General features: G+C 71.1%; 14 protein-coding genes, 1 pseudogene and 1 riboswitch. Of the genes and pseudogenes, 9 read left to right on the top strand and 6 right to left on the bottom strand.

Annotated features, from left to right (window positions below):
• The 5 genes from ACIQ8J_RS35220 to ACIQ8J_RS35200 form a co-directional block, all read left to right on the top strand.
• On the top strand, positions 1 to 460 hold a 460-nt coding region (locus tag ACIQ8J_RS35220; RefSeq protein ID WP_403608133.1), incomplete at its 5' end, for a metal ABC transporter solute-binding protein, Zn/Mn family.
• A 92-nt stretch (positions 461 to 552) separates the two neighbouring features.
• A complete protein-coding gene (locus ACIQ8J_RS35215; RefSeq protein ID WP_403270478.1) occupies positions 553 to 1,365 on the top strand; it encodes a metal ABC transporter ATP-binding protein in 813 nt (270 codons plus the stop codon).
• Complete coding sequence (locus ACIQ8J_RS35210) at positions 1,362 to 2,261, top strand: metal ABC transporter permease (RefSeq protein WP_403269733.1); 900 nt, start codon at positions 1,362 to 1,364, stop codon at positions 2,259 to 2,261. The genes ACIQ8J_RS35215 and ACIQ8J_RS35210 overlap by 4 nt, the downstream gene beginning before the upstream one ends.
• Positions 2,258 to 3,106 carry a metal ABC transporter permease gene (locus ACIQ8J_RS35205; RefSeq protein ID WP_403269730.1) on the top strand — a complete coding sequence of 283 codons (849 nt, stop codon included), beginning with the start codon at positions 2,258 to 2,260 and terminating at the stop codon, positions 3,104 to 3,106. The genes ACIQ8J_RS35210 and ACIQ8J_RS35205 overlap by 4 nt, the downstream gene beginning before the upstream one ends.
• A complete protein-coding gene (locus ACIQ8J_RS35200; RefSeq protein WP_403269727.1) occupies positions 3,103 to 3,531 on the top strand; it encodes a Fur family transcriptional regulator in 429 nt (142 codons plus the stop codon). The genes ACIQ8J_RS35205 and ACIQ8J_RS35200 overlap by 4 nt, the downstream gene beginning before the upstream one ends.
• 67 nt (positions 3,532 to 3,598) lie before the next feature.
• Here ACIQ8J_RS35200 and ACIQ8J_RS35195 read toward each other — a convergent pair whose 3' ends face one another.
• Positions 3,599 to 4,159 (bottom strand): hypothetical protein, encoded by a 561-nt coding sequence (locus ACIQ8J_RS35195; RefSeq protein WP_403269724.1) that lies wholly within the window; start codon positions 4,157 to 4,159, stop codon positions 3,599 to 3,601.
• A gap of 236 nt (positions 4,160 to 4,395) precedes the next feature.
• On the opposite strand from ACIQ8J_RS35195, the gene ACIQ8J_RS35190 reads away from it, so the two are divergent.
• Both ACIQ8J_RS35190 and ACIQ8J_RS35185 read left to right on the top strand, forming a co-directional pair.
• Positions 4,396 to 4,611 (top strand): cold-shock protein, encoded by a 216-nt coding sequence (locus tag ACIQ8J_RS35190; RefSeq protein WP_403269721.1) that lies wholly within the window; start codon positions 4,396 to 4,398, stop codon positions 4,609 to 4,611.
• A 117-nt stretch (positions 4,612 to 4,728) separates the two neighbouring features.
• Positions 4,729 to 6,951 carry an NADP-dependent isocitrate dehydrogenase gene (locus tag ACIQ8J_RS35185; RefSeq protein WP_403269718.1) on the top strand — a complete coding sequence of 741 codons (2,223 nt, stop codon included), beginning with the start codon at positions 4,729 to 4,731 and terminating at the stop codon, positions 6,949 to 6,951.
• Positions 6,952 to 7,079: 128 nt separating this feature from the next.
• Here the strand turns inward: ACIQ8J_RS35185 and ACIQ8J_RS35180 are convergent, their stop codons facing one another.
• On the bottom strand, positions 7,080 to 8,150 hold the full coding sequence (locus ACIQ8J_RS35180) for an esterase-like activity of phytase family protein (RefSeq protein WP_403269715.1): 1,071 nt from the start codon (positions 8,148 to 8,150) through the stop codon (positions 7,080 to 7,082).
• Positions 8,151 to 8,437: 287 nt separating this feature from the next.
• On the opposite strand from ACIQ8J_RS35180, the gene ACIQ8J_RS35175 reads away from it, so the two are divergent.
• Positions 8,438 to 9,718, top strand: a complete 1,281-nt coding sequence (locus ACIQ8J_RS35175) for a cytochrome P450 (RefSeq protein WP_403269712.1) — start codon at positions 8,438 to 8,440, stop codon at positions 9,716 to 9,718.
• A 146-nt stretch (positions 9,719 to 9,864) separates the two neighbouring features.
• On the opposite strand, the gene ACIQ8J_RS35170 is transcribed toward ACIQ8J_RS35175, so the two are convergent.
• The 4 genes from ACIQ8J_RS35170 to tatA all read right to left on the bottom strand — a co-directional run bounded on the left by ACIQ8J_RS35170 (position 9,865) and on the right by tatA (position 12,776).
• The gene (locus ACIQ8J_RS35170; RefSeq protein ID WP_403269709.1) at positions 9,865 to 10,329 is read right to left on the bottom strand and encodes a winged helix-turn-helix domain-containing protein; all 465 of its coding nucleotides are present in this window, start codon (positions 10,327 to 10,329) and stop codon (positions 9,865 to 9,867) included.
• Between the two features lie 252 nt (positions 10,330 to 10,581).
• A complete protein-coding gene (locus tag ACIQ8J_RS35165; RefSeq protein ID WP_403269706.1) occupies positions 10,582 to 10,842 on the bottom strand; it encodes a hypothetical protein in 261 nt (86 codons plus the stop codon).
• 7 nt (positions 10,843 to 10,849) lie between these two features.
• Positions 10,850 to 11,200 carry a hypothetical protein gene (locus ACIQ8J_RS35160; protein WP_403269703.1) on the bottom strand — a complete coding sequence of 117 codons (351 nt, stop codon included), beginning with the start codon at positions 11,198 to 11,200 and terminating at the stop codon, positions 10,850 to 10,852.
• Positions 11,201 to 11,694: 494 nt separating this feature from the next.
• A riboswitch (M-box (ykoK) riboswitch) is annotated at positions 11,695 to 11,868 on the bottom strand.
• Positions 11,869 to 12,491: 623 nt separating this feature from the next.
• Positions 12,492 to 12,776 (bottom strand): Sec-independent protein translocase subunit TatA, encoded by a 285-nt coding sequence (gene tatA / locus ACIQ8J_RS35155; RefSeq protein ID WP_403270476.1) that lies wholly within the window; start codon positions 12,774 to 12,776, stop codon positions 12,492 to 12,494.
• A 204-nt stretch (positions 12,777 to 12,980) separates the two neighbouring features.
• Here tatA and ACIQ8J_RS35150 point away from each other — a divergent pair.
• Positions 12,981 to 13,321 (top strand): annotated as a pseudogene (locus ACIQ8J_RS35150) (hypothetical protein); the annotation flags it as partial.

The raw sequence follows: 13,321 nt of genomic DNA, 5'->3' as shown, positions 1-13,321 counted from the left end.
CCCGGCCGACGCCGCCTACTTCGACGGACGCAGGAAGACCTTCGAGGCGCAGACGCTCGCCCCCTACGACAAGCTCGTCGCCGACATCAAGGCCAAGTACGCGGGTACGCCGATCGGCGCCTCGGAGTCCATCGTCACGCCCCTCGCGGACGGGCTCGGCCTGAAGATGCTCACCCCGGAGTCCTTCCTCGACGCGATCAGCGAGGGAACCGATCCGACCGCCAAGGACAAGTCGGCGATCGACGCGCAGATCAAGAACAAGCAGATCAAGGTCTACGTCTACAACAGCCAGAACTCCACCCCCGACGTCGCCGCCCAGGTCAAGGCCGTCAAGGCGGCGGGCATCCCGGTCGCCACGGTGACCGAGACCCTCACCCCGGCCGGCGCCTCGTTCCAGGACTGGCAGGTGCGCCAGCTCCAGGACATCGAGAAGGCACTGGCCCTGGCGACGGGCAAGTGACGGCCGTGAAGCCCGTGACACGGACGGGCGATGTGGTCCGCCACCATGGGGTCCCGGCCCAGAGCCGCCCCACCCAAACCGCCCCGGCCGTGGTGTCGCTGCGCGGCGCCGGGGTCCGGCTCGGCGGCCGCACCCTGTGGTCCGGGGTCGAACTCGACATAGCGGCAGGCGAGTTCACCGCCGTACTGGGCCCGAACGGAGCCGGGAAGTCGACCCTGGTGAAGGTCCTGCTCGGCGTACTGCCGGCCGCCGAGGGAGAGGTACGGGTGCTCGGCCGCCCGCCCGGACGGGCCAGCCGGCACATCGGCTACCTCCCGCAACGCCGCAGCTTCGACGCCAGTCTGCGCATCCGGGGCACCGACATCGTGCGGCTCGGCCTGGACGGCGACCGCTGGGGCGTGCCGCTTCCCCTGCCCGACCGCTTCAGCGCCCGGCGCCGCGCGGAGCGGGACCGTATCGCCGAGGTGATCGAACTGGTCGGGGCCACGGCGTACGCGAACCGGCCGATAGGGGAGTGCTCCGGCGGCGAGCAGCAGCGGCTGCTCATCGCCCAAGCGCTCGTCCGCGGCCCCGAGTTGCTGCTGCTCGACGAGCCGCTGGACAGTCTGGACCTGTCCCACCAGGGAGCGGTGGCGGCCCTGATCGGCCGGATCTGCCGGGAGGAAGGAGTGAGTGTGGTGATGGTCGCCCACGACGTGAACCCGATCCTGCCGTGGCTCGACCGGGTCGTGTACATGGCCGAGGGCGGCGCGGTGGTGGGCCGCCCCCATGAGGTGATCACCACAGGGACCCTTTCGCGGCTGTACGGCGCACCTGTGGAGGTGCTCCACACCAGCGACGGACGCCTGGTGGTGGTCGGCCAGCCGGAGGCGCCCGCCGCACACACCGATCGGCACCTGCCGTGAACTGGGCCGACGCGCAAGCCGGTTGGTCATGGAACCCGGTCACCGACCTCCAGCAGATCTGGGCGTTCCCCTTCATGGTCAACGCCTTCCGGGCGGGCACCGTCGTCGCCGTACTGGCCGCCGTCATCGGCTGGTACATGGTGCTGCGCAAGCAGAGCTTCGCCGGACACACCCTGGCCGTGATCAGCTTCCCCGGCGCGGCCTGCGCCACCCTGCTCGGGATCAGTGCCGGATTCGGCTACTTCGCGTTCTGCGTCGGGGGCGCCCTCGCGATCGCCGCCATCCCGCGGGCAGGGCAGGGCGGCCGGGGCCAGGAGTCGGCGCTCACCGGAACCGTCCAGGCCTTCCTGCTCGGGTGTGGCTTCCTCTTCGTATCCCTCTACAAAGGATTCCTGGGCGGGATCAACTCCCTGCTGTTCGGCAGCTTTCTGGGCATCACGACCGCCCAGGTGACGGTCCTCGCCATGGTGGCCGCGGTCGCGATCGGCGTGCTCACCGTCATCGGACGGCCGCTGCTGTTCGCCTCCGCCGACCCCGACGTGGCCGCCGCGCGCGGAGTCCCGGTGCGGACCCTGTCCGTCGCGTTCCTGCTCCTGCTGGGCGTGGCCACCGCCGAGGCCGGCCAGATCACCGGCACCCTGCTGGTGTTCGCCCTCCTCGTCATGCCCGCCGCCACCGCCCAGCAACTCACCGCCCGGCCCGCCGCCGGTCTGCTCGCCTCGGTGGTGATCGCCGTCGCGGTGACGTGGGCCGGGCTGATCACCGCGTACTACTCCGCGTATCCGATCGGGTTCTACGTGACGACCTTCGCCTTCGCCGGCTATGTGGCGGCCCGTCTGGGCCGCGCGCTGACCGCCGCCGGACGACGCCGACCACTGCCAGGAGGTGCCGGGTGAACGCCTTCTCCCACCCCTACTTCACCCACGCCCTCCTCGCGGGCACGGCCATCGCCCTCGCGGCGGGCCTGACGGGCCACTTCCTGGTGCTGCGCGCCCAGGTGTTCACCGGCGACGCCCTCAGCCATGTGGCCTTCGCCGGCGCGCTGGGCGCGCTCGCGGTCGGCTGGGACCTGCGCCTCGGCCTGTTCGGCGCGACGGTGCTCCTCGCGGTGGTCATCGGCGCGCTCGGCGGACGCGGACGGGCGGACGACGTGGCCATCGGCAGCGTCTTCTCCTGGATCCTCGGCCTGGGCGCCTTCTTCCTCACCCTCTACACCACCCGGGGCGCCGCCAACGGCACCGCCGGAGTCACCGTGCTCTTCGGGTCCGTCTTCGGCCTGTCCGCCCGGCAGGCCTGGCTCGCCGCCGCCATCGCGGCCGGCCTCGCCCTCGCCCTGCTCGCCCTGGCGAGGCCGCTGCTGTTCGCCTCCGTCGACGAGGCGGTGGCCGCCGCGCGGCGGGTGCCGGTACGCCTCCTCGGCATCGCCTTCCTGGCCCTGGTCGGCGCCACCGCCGCCGAAGCCACCCAGGTGGTCGGCTCGCTGCTGCTGCTCGGCCTGCTCGCCGCGCCCGCCGGAACAGCTCATCGCCTCACCGACCGCCCCTACCGGGCGCTCGCCCTGTCCGGCGCACTGGGTGTCGCCTACATGTGGGCGGGCCTCACCCTCAGCTATGCGGTGCCTCAGCTGCCGCCCAGCTTCGCGATCATGGCCGTCGCCACCACAGGCTATGCGGCCACGTTCGCCGCGGTACGCCGTCCCCGCGCCGCCATGTGCGTACCCACCACAGAGGCACCGGCATGACGGCCGGGTCGTCCGACGAGGTCACCCTGCTCGGCAGACGGACCACACAACGCGCCGTCGTGCTCCAGGCGTTGATCGAAGCGGGAGGCTTCGTGGGATCCCGCACCCTGCACGCCTCGCTGCGAGCCGCCGGTTCGGGCATCGGCCTGAGCACCGTCTACCGCACGCTGGGCGCGCTTGCCGAGGCGGGCCGCGCCGATGTCGTACGCGACCGGGGCGGCGAACGCCTCTTCCGGCACCGCCCGACCGCCGAACACCGGCACTACCTGCTGTGCCGGCACTGCGGCATGAGCCTGCCCGTCGACTCCGCCGCCGTCGAGACCTGGGCCGACCGCATCGGGCGGCTCTCCGGTTTCGCCGAGGTGGAACACACCCTGGAACTCACCGGCATCTGCCCCGACTGCCGTTCCGCACAAGGGAGTTGACCACTGCACCGGTCGCCGGGCTGCTTGGCGACCGGCAGCGGCTCGCCGGTGATGGTGGCCCGGTCGACTACTCAAGGCCCGAGACCTTGAACACCGTGCGGGCCGTTTCGCGGTCCACCCGGGCCGCCATCTGCCGCAGGGCCGTCTCGCCGCAGCTGAGTACGCCCCGGTCGAGGCTGGTGCGGGCGTCCGCGTCGAGGAGGTGCCACAGCGGGGGATTGGCGACGAGGACCTTCGGGTCGATCTCGGCCCGGTTGCCCTCGACGTCCCGCAGCACGAGACGCTGGGCCACGCCGTCGGACCAGCGCACCGAGACCAGGCGGTCGGTGCGCACCTCGGTGCGCCGCAGCAGCCCGCGCGAGACGAGCCGGCCCCGGCCCACCGATACCCGCGCGGGCCAGAGCACGGCGAACAGCACGGTGGCGAACGCGGTCCACAGCGCGCCGCGCGGGACGGTCAGGGTGCCTGCCCCGGTGTCGATGGCGAGCAGCAGCGCGAGGAGCAGCGCCGCACAGCCGGCCGCCGAACGGGCCTCGCCTGCCCATGTGGTGTCGTGCACCACGGCTTCGGCCGCCCGCACAGGTGTGGTGCCGCGTCCCGCCACGCTGCGGGTGGTCCGTCGTCCCATGGGTCTGGACGCTATGGGTCCGCACCCCATGCGCAGCCGCTCCTTGACGGACCGCTGATGCGCCGTCCGCCCGAATTGACACGGGCCTTACGCCTCCCTCGCGCCGGCGAGGTCAGGCCGCCCGGGGAGGCGCGGTGCAGGCATCAAAACCCGAGCACAGCGGTATATGTACCGATGAGGAACATGTTCGCTCCGGTGTGCGACCGCAAGGCGGCGATCACCCGAGGAGTGAGGCAATGGAGGCAATGAGCGAGCGGTGCGAAGGGATCGTCCAGTACTTCGACCGGGAGAAGGGCTACGGATTCGTCGTGCCGCTCGGGCAGCACGACGCCATCTATGTGCGCCGCGAAGACATCGAGGGGGAGACCCGGACGCTGTCCGAGGGACAGCACGTCTCCTTCGTCATAGAGCTGGGCCGGGGCCGCTTCGAGGCGCGTGCGGTACGCCCGTGAACCAGGAGCCCGATCCGGCGGACCCTGCCGATCGGGGGCGGGGCCCCGTCGTGACCCGGGGCGATCACGAGATATCTTGATGTCGAGCAATGTTGCAGACGTGGAGCGGAGCACCCGGTGACTGACTCGACCATCATCTACACCCACACTGACGAGGCGCCGGCCCTGGCGACGCATTCGTTCCTGCCCGTGATCCAGGCGTACGCCTCGACCGCCGGCGTCACTGTGGAGACCCGTGACATCTCTCTCGCGGGGCGCATCATCGCGAGCTTCCCCGAGTTCCTTGAGGAGAGCCAGCGGATCCACGACGCGCTCGCCGAGCTCGGCGAGCTGGCCAAGACGCCCGAGGCCAACATCATCAAGCTGCCGAACGTCTCGGCGTCCATCCCCCAGCTGAAGGCGGCCGTCGCCGAGCTGCAGGCGCAGGGCTACGCGCTGCCGGACTACCCGGACGACCCGCGGACCGAGCAGGACAAGGACGTCCGCGCGCGCTACGACAAGATCAAGGGCAGCGCCGTCAACCCGGTCCTGCGCGAGGGCAACTCCGACCGCCGCGCCCCCGCGTCGGTCAAGAACTACGCCAAGGCGCACCCGCACCGCATGGGCGCCTGGACCTCCGAGTCGAAGACGAACGTGGCGACCATGGGCGCCGACGACTTCCGCTCCACCGAGAAGTCCGCGGTCATCGCCGAGGCCGGTTCGCTGCGGATCGAGCTGGCGGCGGCGGACGGCACCACCACCGTGCTGCGCGAGTCCGTACCCGTCCTCGCGGGCGAGGTCGTGGACGCGTCCGTGCTGCGCGTGGCCGCGCTGCGCGAGTTCCTCTCCGCGCAGATCGCCCGCGCCAAGGCCGACGGCGTGCTGTTCTCGGTGCACCTGAAGGCGACGATGATGAAGGTCTCCGACCCCATCGTCTTCGGCCACGTGGTGCGCGCCTTCTTCCCGAAGACGTTCGACAAGTATGGTGACGTGCTGGTCGCCGCCGGCCTGTCCCCGAACGACGGCCTCGGCGCCATCCTCAAGGGCCTCGACACGGTTCCGCACATCGGTGCCGAGATCAAGGCGGCCTTCGAGGCCGAGCTCACCGAGGGCCCGGCGCTCGCCATGGTCGACTCCGACCGCGGCATCACCAACCTGCACGTGCCGTCCGACGTCATCGTCGACGCCTCCATGCCGGCCATGATCCGCACCTCCGGCCACATGTGGGGCCCCGACGGCCAGGAGGCCGACACCCTCGCCGTCCTGCCGGACAGCAGCTACTCCGGCGTCTATCAGGTCGTCATCGAGGACTGCCGCGCGCACGGCGCCTTCGACCCGGCCACCATGGGCTCCGTGCCCAACGTCGGTCTGATGGCGCAGAAGGCCGAGGAGTACGGCAGCCACGACAAGACCTTCGAGATCCAGACCGCGGGCACCGTCCGCCTGGTCGACACCGCGGGCAACGTGGTCCTGGAGCAGGAGGTCGCCGAGGGCGACATCTTCCGCGCCTGCCAGACCAAGGACCTGCCCATCCAGGACTGGGTCAAGCTCGCCGTCACCCGCGCCCGCGCGACCGGCGACCCGGCCGTGTTCTGGCTGGACGAGGGCCGGGCGCACGACGCCACCCTCATCCAGAAGGTCCGCACCTACCTCGCCGAGCACGACACCGAGGGCCTGCGGATCGAGATCATGTCTCCCGTCGAGGCGACCGCGTTCTCCCTGGAGCGCATCCGCCGCGGCGAGAACACCATCTCGGTCACCGGCAACGTGCTGCGCGACTACCTGACCGACCTGTTCCCGATCCTGGAGCTCGGCACCAGCGCCAAGATGCTCTCGGTGGTCCCGCTGATGAACGGCGGCGGCCTCTTCGAGACGGGCGCCGGCGGCTCCGCCCCCAAGCACGTCCAGCAGCTGGTCAAGGAGAACTACCTGCGCTGGGACAGCCTGGGCGAGTTCCTCGCGCTCGCGGTCAGCTTCGAGCACCTGGCGACGACCACGGGCAACGCGCGCGCCCAGATCCTCGCCGACACCCTCGACCGCGCCACCGGCACCTTCCTCAACGAGGACAAGTCGCCGAGCCGCAAGCTGGGCGGCATCGACAACCGCGGCAGCCACTTCTACCTGGCCCTGTACTGGGCGCAGGAGCTGGCCAAGCAGACCGACGACGTCAAGCTCGCGGAGGCGTTCGCGGCCCTGGCCACGACGCTGAGCGAGCAGGAGCAGACCATCGTCGGCGAGCTCGTCGCGGTGCAGGGCTCGCCGGTCGACATCGGCGGCTACTACCAGCCGGACGCCGCCAAGGCCTCCGCGGTCATGCGCCCGTCGGCGACGTTCAACCAGGCCATCGCCACCCTCGCCTGACCCGGCGAGGCACCGAAGCCTTCCGCACCCACCCGCCCCGGCCGGATCTCTCCGGCCGGGGCGGTCGCGTTGCCCGGCGCATGAGTCCACTCGGTGAACTCCCGTGCTGGGCAGGGCAGTTGGGTGGGTCAGACGTGGCGAGGCAGCCGGACCGTCAGCGCGTACAGGCGGGTGATCTGCTTCGGGTTCTCGTTGTCGTCGCTGACCAGGAGCAGCCGCAACCGCCCGTCCCGGGTGCGGCCTGTCAGGGCTGTGCCCTCGATGTTGTCGAGGAGCGGGTTGGGCTGCGGCTGCTTGGCCGTCGTGCCCAGCGAGGGGCAGTCGGCGAGGTCGGCGAGGAGCGTCTTGGGTACGGTCCTGGCGGTGCCCGGCAGGTTCTCGACGCCGCTCACATCGCCCGCCCCGCGCGGGTCGGCGAGGAAGAGGCGTACCGAATTGCCGACGCCCGCGGTGAAGCCGCGCTCCAGGACGAGGAGGCGGCCGTCCCCCGTCGCGGTGATCTCGGACACGCCCGCGTTCGCAGAGAGCGGGTAGGCGTACTGCCCGGCGAGCCGGAAGTCACCCTTCGGGCTGCCGCGGTGCCAGGTCTGGAACCGTACGAGTGAATGTCCGGCGGCGTCCTTGCCGTCGCCCGACAAGGGGCCCTCCATGGAGGCGATCAGGGTGTGGCCGCCCGGCTGGAGGGCGAGCCCCTCGAACGTCAGGCTGACGGTGGCGCGCCCGGCCGGGGCGACCCGCAGCGCGTCGGGGACCGGCAGCCGTCCCAGGAGCGTGCCGTCCCGGTCGTAGCGGCGAACGGACGGCTCCACCTCGGAGGTGATCAGACGGGTGCCGTCGCGGTCGATGACGACGGCCTCCGAGTCCAGCGGGGCGCCTTTCTCGTCGGCCAGCGGCACGACCCGGACGGGCGCCGCCACCGGGCCCTTGCCCACCTTCAGGGCGAAGAGCTGCGAGCGGTCGGACAGCGCGGCGACCGTACCGTCGGTGTCGACGGCCAGACCGGACAAATTGCCGACGACCGTGCCGTGGAAGAGAGTCTTGTCCAAGGCGTCGGGGAAGCCGTCGACGGCGGTGGACGAGGAGCAGGCGTGCGAGGCGCCGTTCGACGGCCGGGTCGCGGCTGTCGCATCGGTGACGGTCACTGAGGCGGCGACGGCCAGTGAAGCGGTCGCGGCGGTGACGACGGTGCGCAGGCGCACGGGTTCCTCCCAGGTCGTATGCAGCAGACACGGACATACTGGATCGCCTTGCGTGACAGGCGAGTTGAGTCCCGTCATCGTCCGTGTAAACGCTCGACGGGCGGTGGAATCCGTGCCCCGACCCGGGCGCGCGTTCGGGACGGCCCGGCGGAGAAGGGGTGGTCACGCCCACAGACTGCCTGTGAGCAGGGCCCCTGGCGGATCGCGAGGTGCCCTGGGCCACTTATCCTGAGCGACCCGGTCCGTACCCGGTGTCCTGGCCGTACAACTTGTCCTTGGAGTCCGCCTTGAGGGTAAATCTCCGTTCCCGCGTCACTCTGTGGCTCGGGCGCACCTACCTTGCCAGGATCCAGAAGCGCGGCATCGGACCCGGCACCATCTCGCTGCTCCCCGACGACCTGCTCATGCCGCTGCGCCGGGACGGACTCGACCCGGTGCCCGAGCTCACCGCACGGCAGGCCGAGGAACCGGTCGGCAAGGTCCCGCTGCCCTTCGGCATGGACGCCTGGGTCGTCACCGGCCACGACGCGGTGAAGGCGGTGCTCGGCTCCACCGACGGGTTCAGCAACGACTTCACCCATCTGGCGGGCAACGCGGGCGTCGAGGAGGAGCAGCACCCCGGCGGCCTCGGATTCAGCGATCCGCCGGTGCACACCCGGCTGCGCCGCATCCTCACACCCGAGTTCACCATGCGCCGGCTGCGGCGGCTCACCCCCCGCATCGACGCCATCGTGACCGAGCGGCTCGACGCCATGGAGGCCGCGGGCGGCCCCGTCGACCTCGTGGAGGCCTTCGCGCTGCCCATTCCCTCGCTGACCATCTGCGAACTGCTCGGCGTGCCCTACGAGGACCGCCACGACTTCCAGCAGCTCGCCATGGAGCGCTTCGACCTGTTCGGCGGGGCGACCGCGCCGCTCGGCGTCATGTCCGCCTCGCTGTCCTACTTCAGGGACGTCGTCAAGAAGCAGCGGGAGAACCCGGGCGACGGGCTGCTCGGCATGATCGTCAAGGAACACGGCGACAGCGTCGGCGACGACGAACTCGCCGGCCTCGCCGACGGCGTGCTGACCGGCGGATTCGAGACCACCGCGAGCATGCTGGCGCTCGGCTCCCTCGTCCTGCTCCAGGACCCGGACGCCTTCGCGCGAATAGCGGAGGACGAAGCGGCCGCCGCCACTTTCGTGGAGGAGGCCCTGCGCTACCTCACCGTGGTGCAGCTCGCCTTCCCGCGCTTCGCACGCGAGGACGTCGAGATCGCGGGGGTGCGCATCCCCAAGGGCGACATGGTGCTGTGCTCGCTCAGCGGCGCCAACCGCGACGCCGCCTTCACCTCGGGCGACGGCGGCTTCGACCCGCACCGCAAGGCGAGCGGCCATCTCGCCTTCGGCTACGGCATCCACCGCTGCATCGGCGCCGAACTCGCCCGGATGGAACTGCGCGCCGCCTTCCCCGCCCTGGTCCGCCGCTTCCCCGAGATGCGCCTCGCCGTACCGGCCGAGGAACTCGCCTTCCGCAAGCTGTCGATCGTGTACGGCGTGGAGTCGCTGCCCGTTCACCTGCGGGGCTGAGGGATGTCCGGTGGGTCATGTGCGGGGCGGGCTCCGCACCGCTGGTGTTGATGACGCCGCTGGTGGCCGCTACGGCGTACGGTCACCGGGCCGGCCGCCCGCGGTCGGGCAAGGTGCTGCGAGACCGCGGCGTACGGTGCGCCGAGTCAGTGTTCGGCCGCAGGTGACGCCGTAGCGGGTGGCGGATCGAAGGCGTAGCCGACCTGCCGTACGGTGCGGATCAGTGCCCGGTGGCCGCGGCCGAGTTTGCGGCGCAGGCGGGCGATGTGGACATCGACGGTGCGCATGTCGCCCGTGGCCCTCTGCTGCCACACCAGTTCCATCAGTTGCCGGCGGGTGTACACGCGGTGCGGATGCGCGACGAAATGGGCGATGAGCTCGAACTCCATGCAGGTGAGCTCCAGTTGGCGGCCGTCGACCGAGACCCGGCGGGTTCCGCAGTCGACGACGAGACCGCCCGCCCGGTACTCCGGAGCCCTCGGCAGCTCGGCCACTTCGGGCCGGGACGGCGACTGCGGTACGGGCCGGGCCCGTCGGCGCCATCGCGACCCCGTGGGCGTGGTCAGCAGATCGTGGTGAACGCGGTGGACCAGTCGGTAATTCAGGGGCATGTCCCCTCCTGTCAGGTCGGCACGGTGTCAGAGCCCGCGGTCCGGAAAACGGCGCCCCCACAAGTCGGCGCCACGAGCGGACACCCCCTAGGGGGTGTCCGGTGGGTCATGGCCGGGGTCGCGGCGGCTGGCACGGCACCTCGCCGCGTTGCCGAAACGTCCCGATAGCTCCGCTATCGAAACGCTCCGACGCCTTGCGATGCACCGCACCAGCCGCCGCGCCCTGTCCGACCCTGACCCACCGGACACCCCCTAGTGCCAGGTGGCTTCGAGGTGGCGTCGGCCGTCGGGTCCGGTGACGGGGTGCCAGTGGGCGTGCGGGGTAGAGCCGCTCCGGGCACGTGCCGAGGGGGTTCGTGCCGATGCCGGGCCGGGGGCCGCGCGGATGACGGTGCTGTCCACGGGGCTGTCGGCGAGCCGCCGCAGAACGCCGGCGATCCGTTCGCGGAGCACACCGCGCTTGCGGGGCGTGGTGTGGTGGACGGGGAAGTGGATGGCGGTCAGGACGGACATGGGTGACTCACCTCCGTGCGGGGCGCAGGGCGCGGGCGGAAGGGGACGGGTGGTTGGGCGGGGTGTCGGTGGCGGCTCGGCTGATGCGCTGGGCGGCCGCCAGTGGCAGATCGGTGAACTGGGCCAGCCAGCGGGCCTCACGGCCCTGGCGGGCGAGAAGGTAGGCGAGGTGGACGCGGGGGTGGTAGGCGGCGTGCCGGGCGTGCGGTCCGGCACAGGCGGCCGGGTCGTCCAGGAGGTAGGTGCGCGTGGTGCCGTCGAACAGCGTCAGGGGCAGCGACGGGCAGGCACATCCCGTCGGTGCGACCCGGCGGACGGCGGGCGCGGTCAGTTTCGCGAGGTGGTGAAGGAAACGCATGGAGTCCTCCCTTATCCAAGGGGAGTTGACGGTGGTCTGGCTCTCCGGCCCGCGGGGCGGCATCGCTCGCCGCCCCGCGCGGGACTCACCGGCCGAGTGCGACCTGGACGCTCGTGATGACGACGAGGATCATCGCGATGAGCAGGTGCGTGCGGTGCGGGGTGCCGGAATGGTGGGCCTGGCGGGTGCGGTGGTCATGGTGAGGCTCCCAAGTCCCCTGGTGGGGGGAGGAGTTGGGGGCACGCGGCAGTCACGCACGGCACACCGAAGCAGCCCGGCCGCCCGGGACGGCCGGGGCCGTACGGGTGCGGGTGAGGAGACGTGTGCGTAGAGAGTGTCGCTATCGCGTGCCGAGGACGGGCGAGGTCGATCGGATGCGGGGCCGACTGTGGCCCGGACTACTGCAACTGCAATCCATGTCTCTCGCCTCCTTCCGGCCGGAGCGCATGTGGGCGCTGGACGACGCGGCAAGGAGCGGACCGGCCCCGATGGCCGGTTCACCCCAACTCGTCAGAGCTTTGGCACTGCACGGCGTAATCCCCTTGCCGGGGAAGCCACTTGGGGTCACCCCTTAAGTCGGGGAGACCTGGCCTGACCCTGGGCGTCTCTCGACGTCGTGGGGTCAGTGGCCTGTGTCCGTGCAGACGCCTCACCGAACGAGGTGCCCTCTTCAAACCTCCAGAAGCATAGCCCCCTTCTTGCGCGATGACGCAACTAATTGGCGAACCTTTGACGCGGGCCCGGCCTCATGCCGGTGATCCCTTGCCGAACCGCCGCGAGACGTCACGCCATGTGGGCGAAGGTGAGCCGGCATCCGTCACCGAGGGCGTGGGTCGTGCTCACCGCGCTCAATACTCGCGTCACCTGGTGGCGGCGCAGGCGACGGGAGGTGGCACTGGCCGAGGGCCACGAGGGCCACGAGGCCTGCGGGCCCGCGGCCAACGATGCCGCCGTCCCCCGTCGAGGAGATCGTCGCCGAGGGGCACGCGGGTTCTCATCAAGTCCGGCGGCTTCTGCAAGGGGCCGAACGACAACGGGAAACCGGCCCCGTCCGGTGAGACGGCCGCGACGCCGGAGCGCATCTGCCGGTAGGGCCGTACGTCTCGCGAGGTGAGTGGCCCTCCGGCTCGGGCTGCCGCGACGGTCGTCTGGTCGTCGGCTCCCGGTGAGGGAGGCAGAGCAGGGCTGCCTGCCGGAGGTCCACTGTGACCCTGCCGCGACCATCGAGTGCAGGACGAGCCGCTGTGCCGCGGACGTGACGGCGCCAGTGCGCGACCCGCTGGCTGAGGGGTCAGTGTGCGTCGTGGGAGCTTTCTGCGACAGGGCGGGCAGAGGCGGTGTCTCCGGGTGCGGCCTGGATGGTGCGTGGTGCTTCGGGTGCGGCCGGGCCCGGCGCGGGCGATGCCGTCGGCGGCGTGCCGCCTTCGCCCTTCATGGCCTTGGCCTCACTCTTGAGGATGCGCATCGACTTGCCCAGTGCTCGGGCGGCGTCCGGCAGCTTCTTCGAGCCGAACACCAGGACGAGCACGACCACCAGGATGAGCAGATGCCACGGTTCCAGCGCATTGCGGAACATCTCGTCCCCGCCTTCCTCTTGCATGGCCGGACGGGACGGTCAGGGATGCGTCCGCCGGAAAGATTGCTACATTGCGCAACTGTACAACTGTGGGGTGGGATCAGACGGTCCCCTACTTCTTTGTAGACCGCACGGACAAGGGGCGCTCACATGGCAGGCAGCCATCAGGTGTCGGGTCGGTGTCGGGCTGGTAGCGGGGCTACGGTGGCGGGACGACAGCGCAAGCGCGGCAAGGCGAAGATCGGGATCACGATGAGCGTCTCGCTGCTTGCTGTCGACGGCCGGGCCGAGTACGAGTACCACCCCGGCCGACGCACCAAGAGGAGAACCCCCATGCCCGCCCAATCCCGGGCCGCACGACCCGGCCTCGCCACGGCCCTGGCCGGGCTGCTGCTCGCGCTGACCGCCGTCCTCGTTCCCATACCCGCGCACGCGGCGAGTGGTACCGGTGCGGTGGCCGATGCGCTGAAGAAGAGTCCTGTGTACGTCGATCCGCGGGCTGAGAGCCAGTTGTCCAAGCCGGATGCCGAGGCGCTCGCGAAGAA

The organism is Streptomyces sp. NPDC094147 (assembly GCF_044764265.1).
Lineage (GTDB): Bacteria > Actinomycetota > Actinomycetes > Streptomycetales > Streptomycetaceae > Streptomyces.
This window is presented reverse-complemented; position numbering and strand designations above follow the sequence as displayed.

What these genes read in the sequence shown, in the direction of transcription:
- ACIQ8J_RS35200 (WP_403269727.1), top strand. Translation starts at nt 3,103, where the DNA reads ATGACGGCCGGGTCGTCCGACGAGGTCACCCTGCTCGGCAGACGGACC.
- ACIQ8J_RS35195 (WP_403269724.1), bottom strand. Translation starts at nt 4,159, where the DNA reads ATGGGACGACGGACCACCCGCAGCGTGGCGGGACGCGGCACCACACCT.
- ACIQ8J_RS35190 (WP_403269721.1), top strand. Translation starts at nt 4,396, where the DNA reads ATGGAGGCAATGAGCGAGCGGTGCGAAGGGATCGTCCAGTACTTCGAC.
- ACIQ8J_RS35170 (WP_403269709.1), bottom strand. Translation starts at nt 10,329, where the DNA reads ATGCCCCTGAATTACCGACTGGTCCACCGCGTTCACCACGATCTGCTG.
- ACIQ8J_RS35165 (WP_403269706.1), bottom strand. Translation starts at nt 10,842, where the DNA reads ATGTCCGTCCTGACCGCCATCCACTTCCCCGTCCACCACACCACGCCC.
- ACIQ8J_RS35160 (WP_403269703.1), bottom strand. Translation starts at nt 11,200, where the DNA reads ATGCGTTTCCTTCACCACCTCGCGAAACTGACCGCGCCCGCCGTCCGC.
- tatA (WP_403270476.1), bottom strand. Translation starts at nt 12,776, where the DNA reads ATGTTCCGCAATGCGCTGGAACCGTGGCATCTGCTCATCCTGGTGGTC.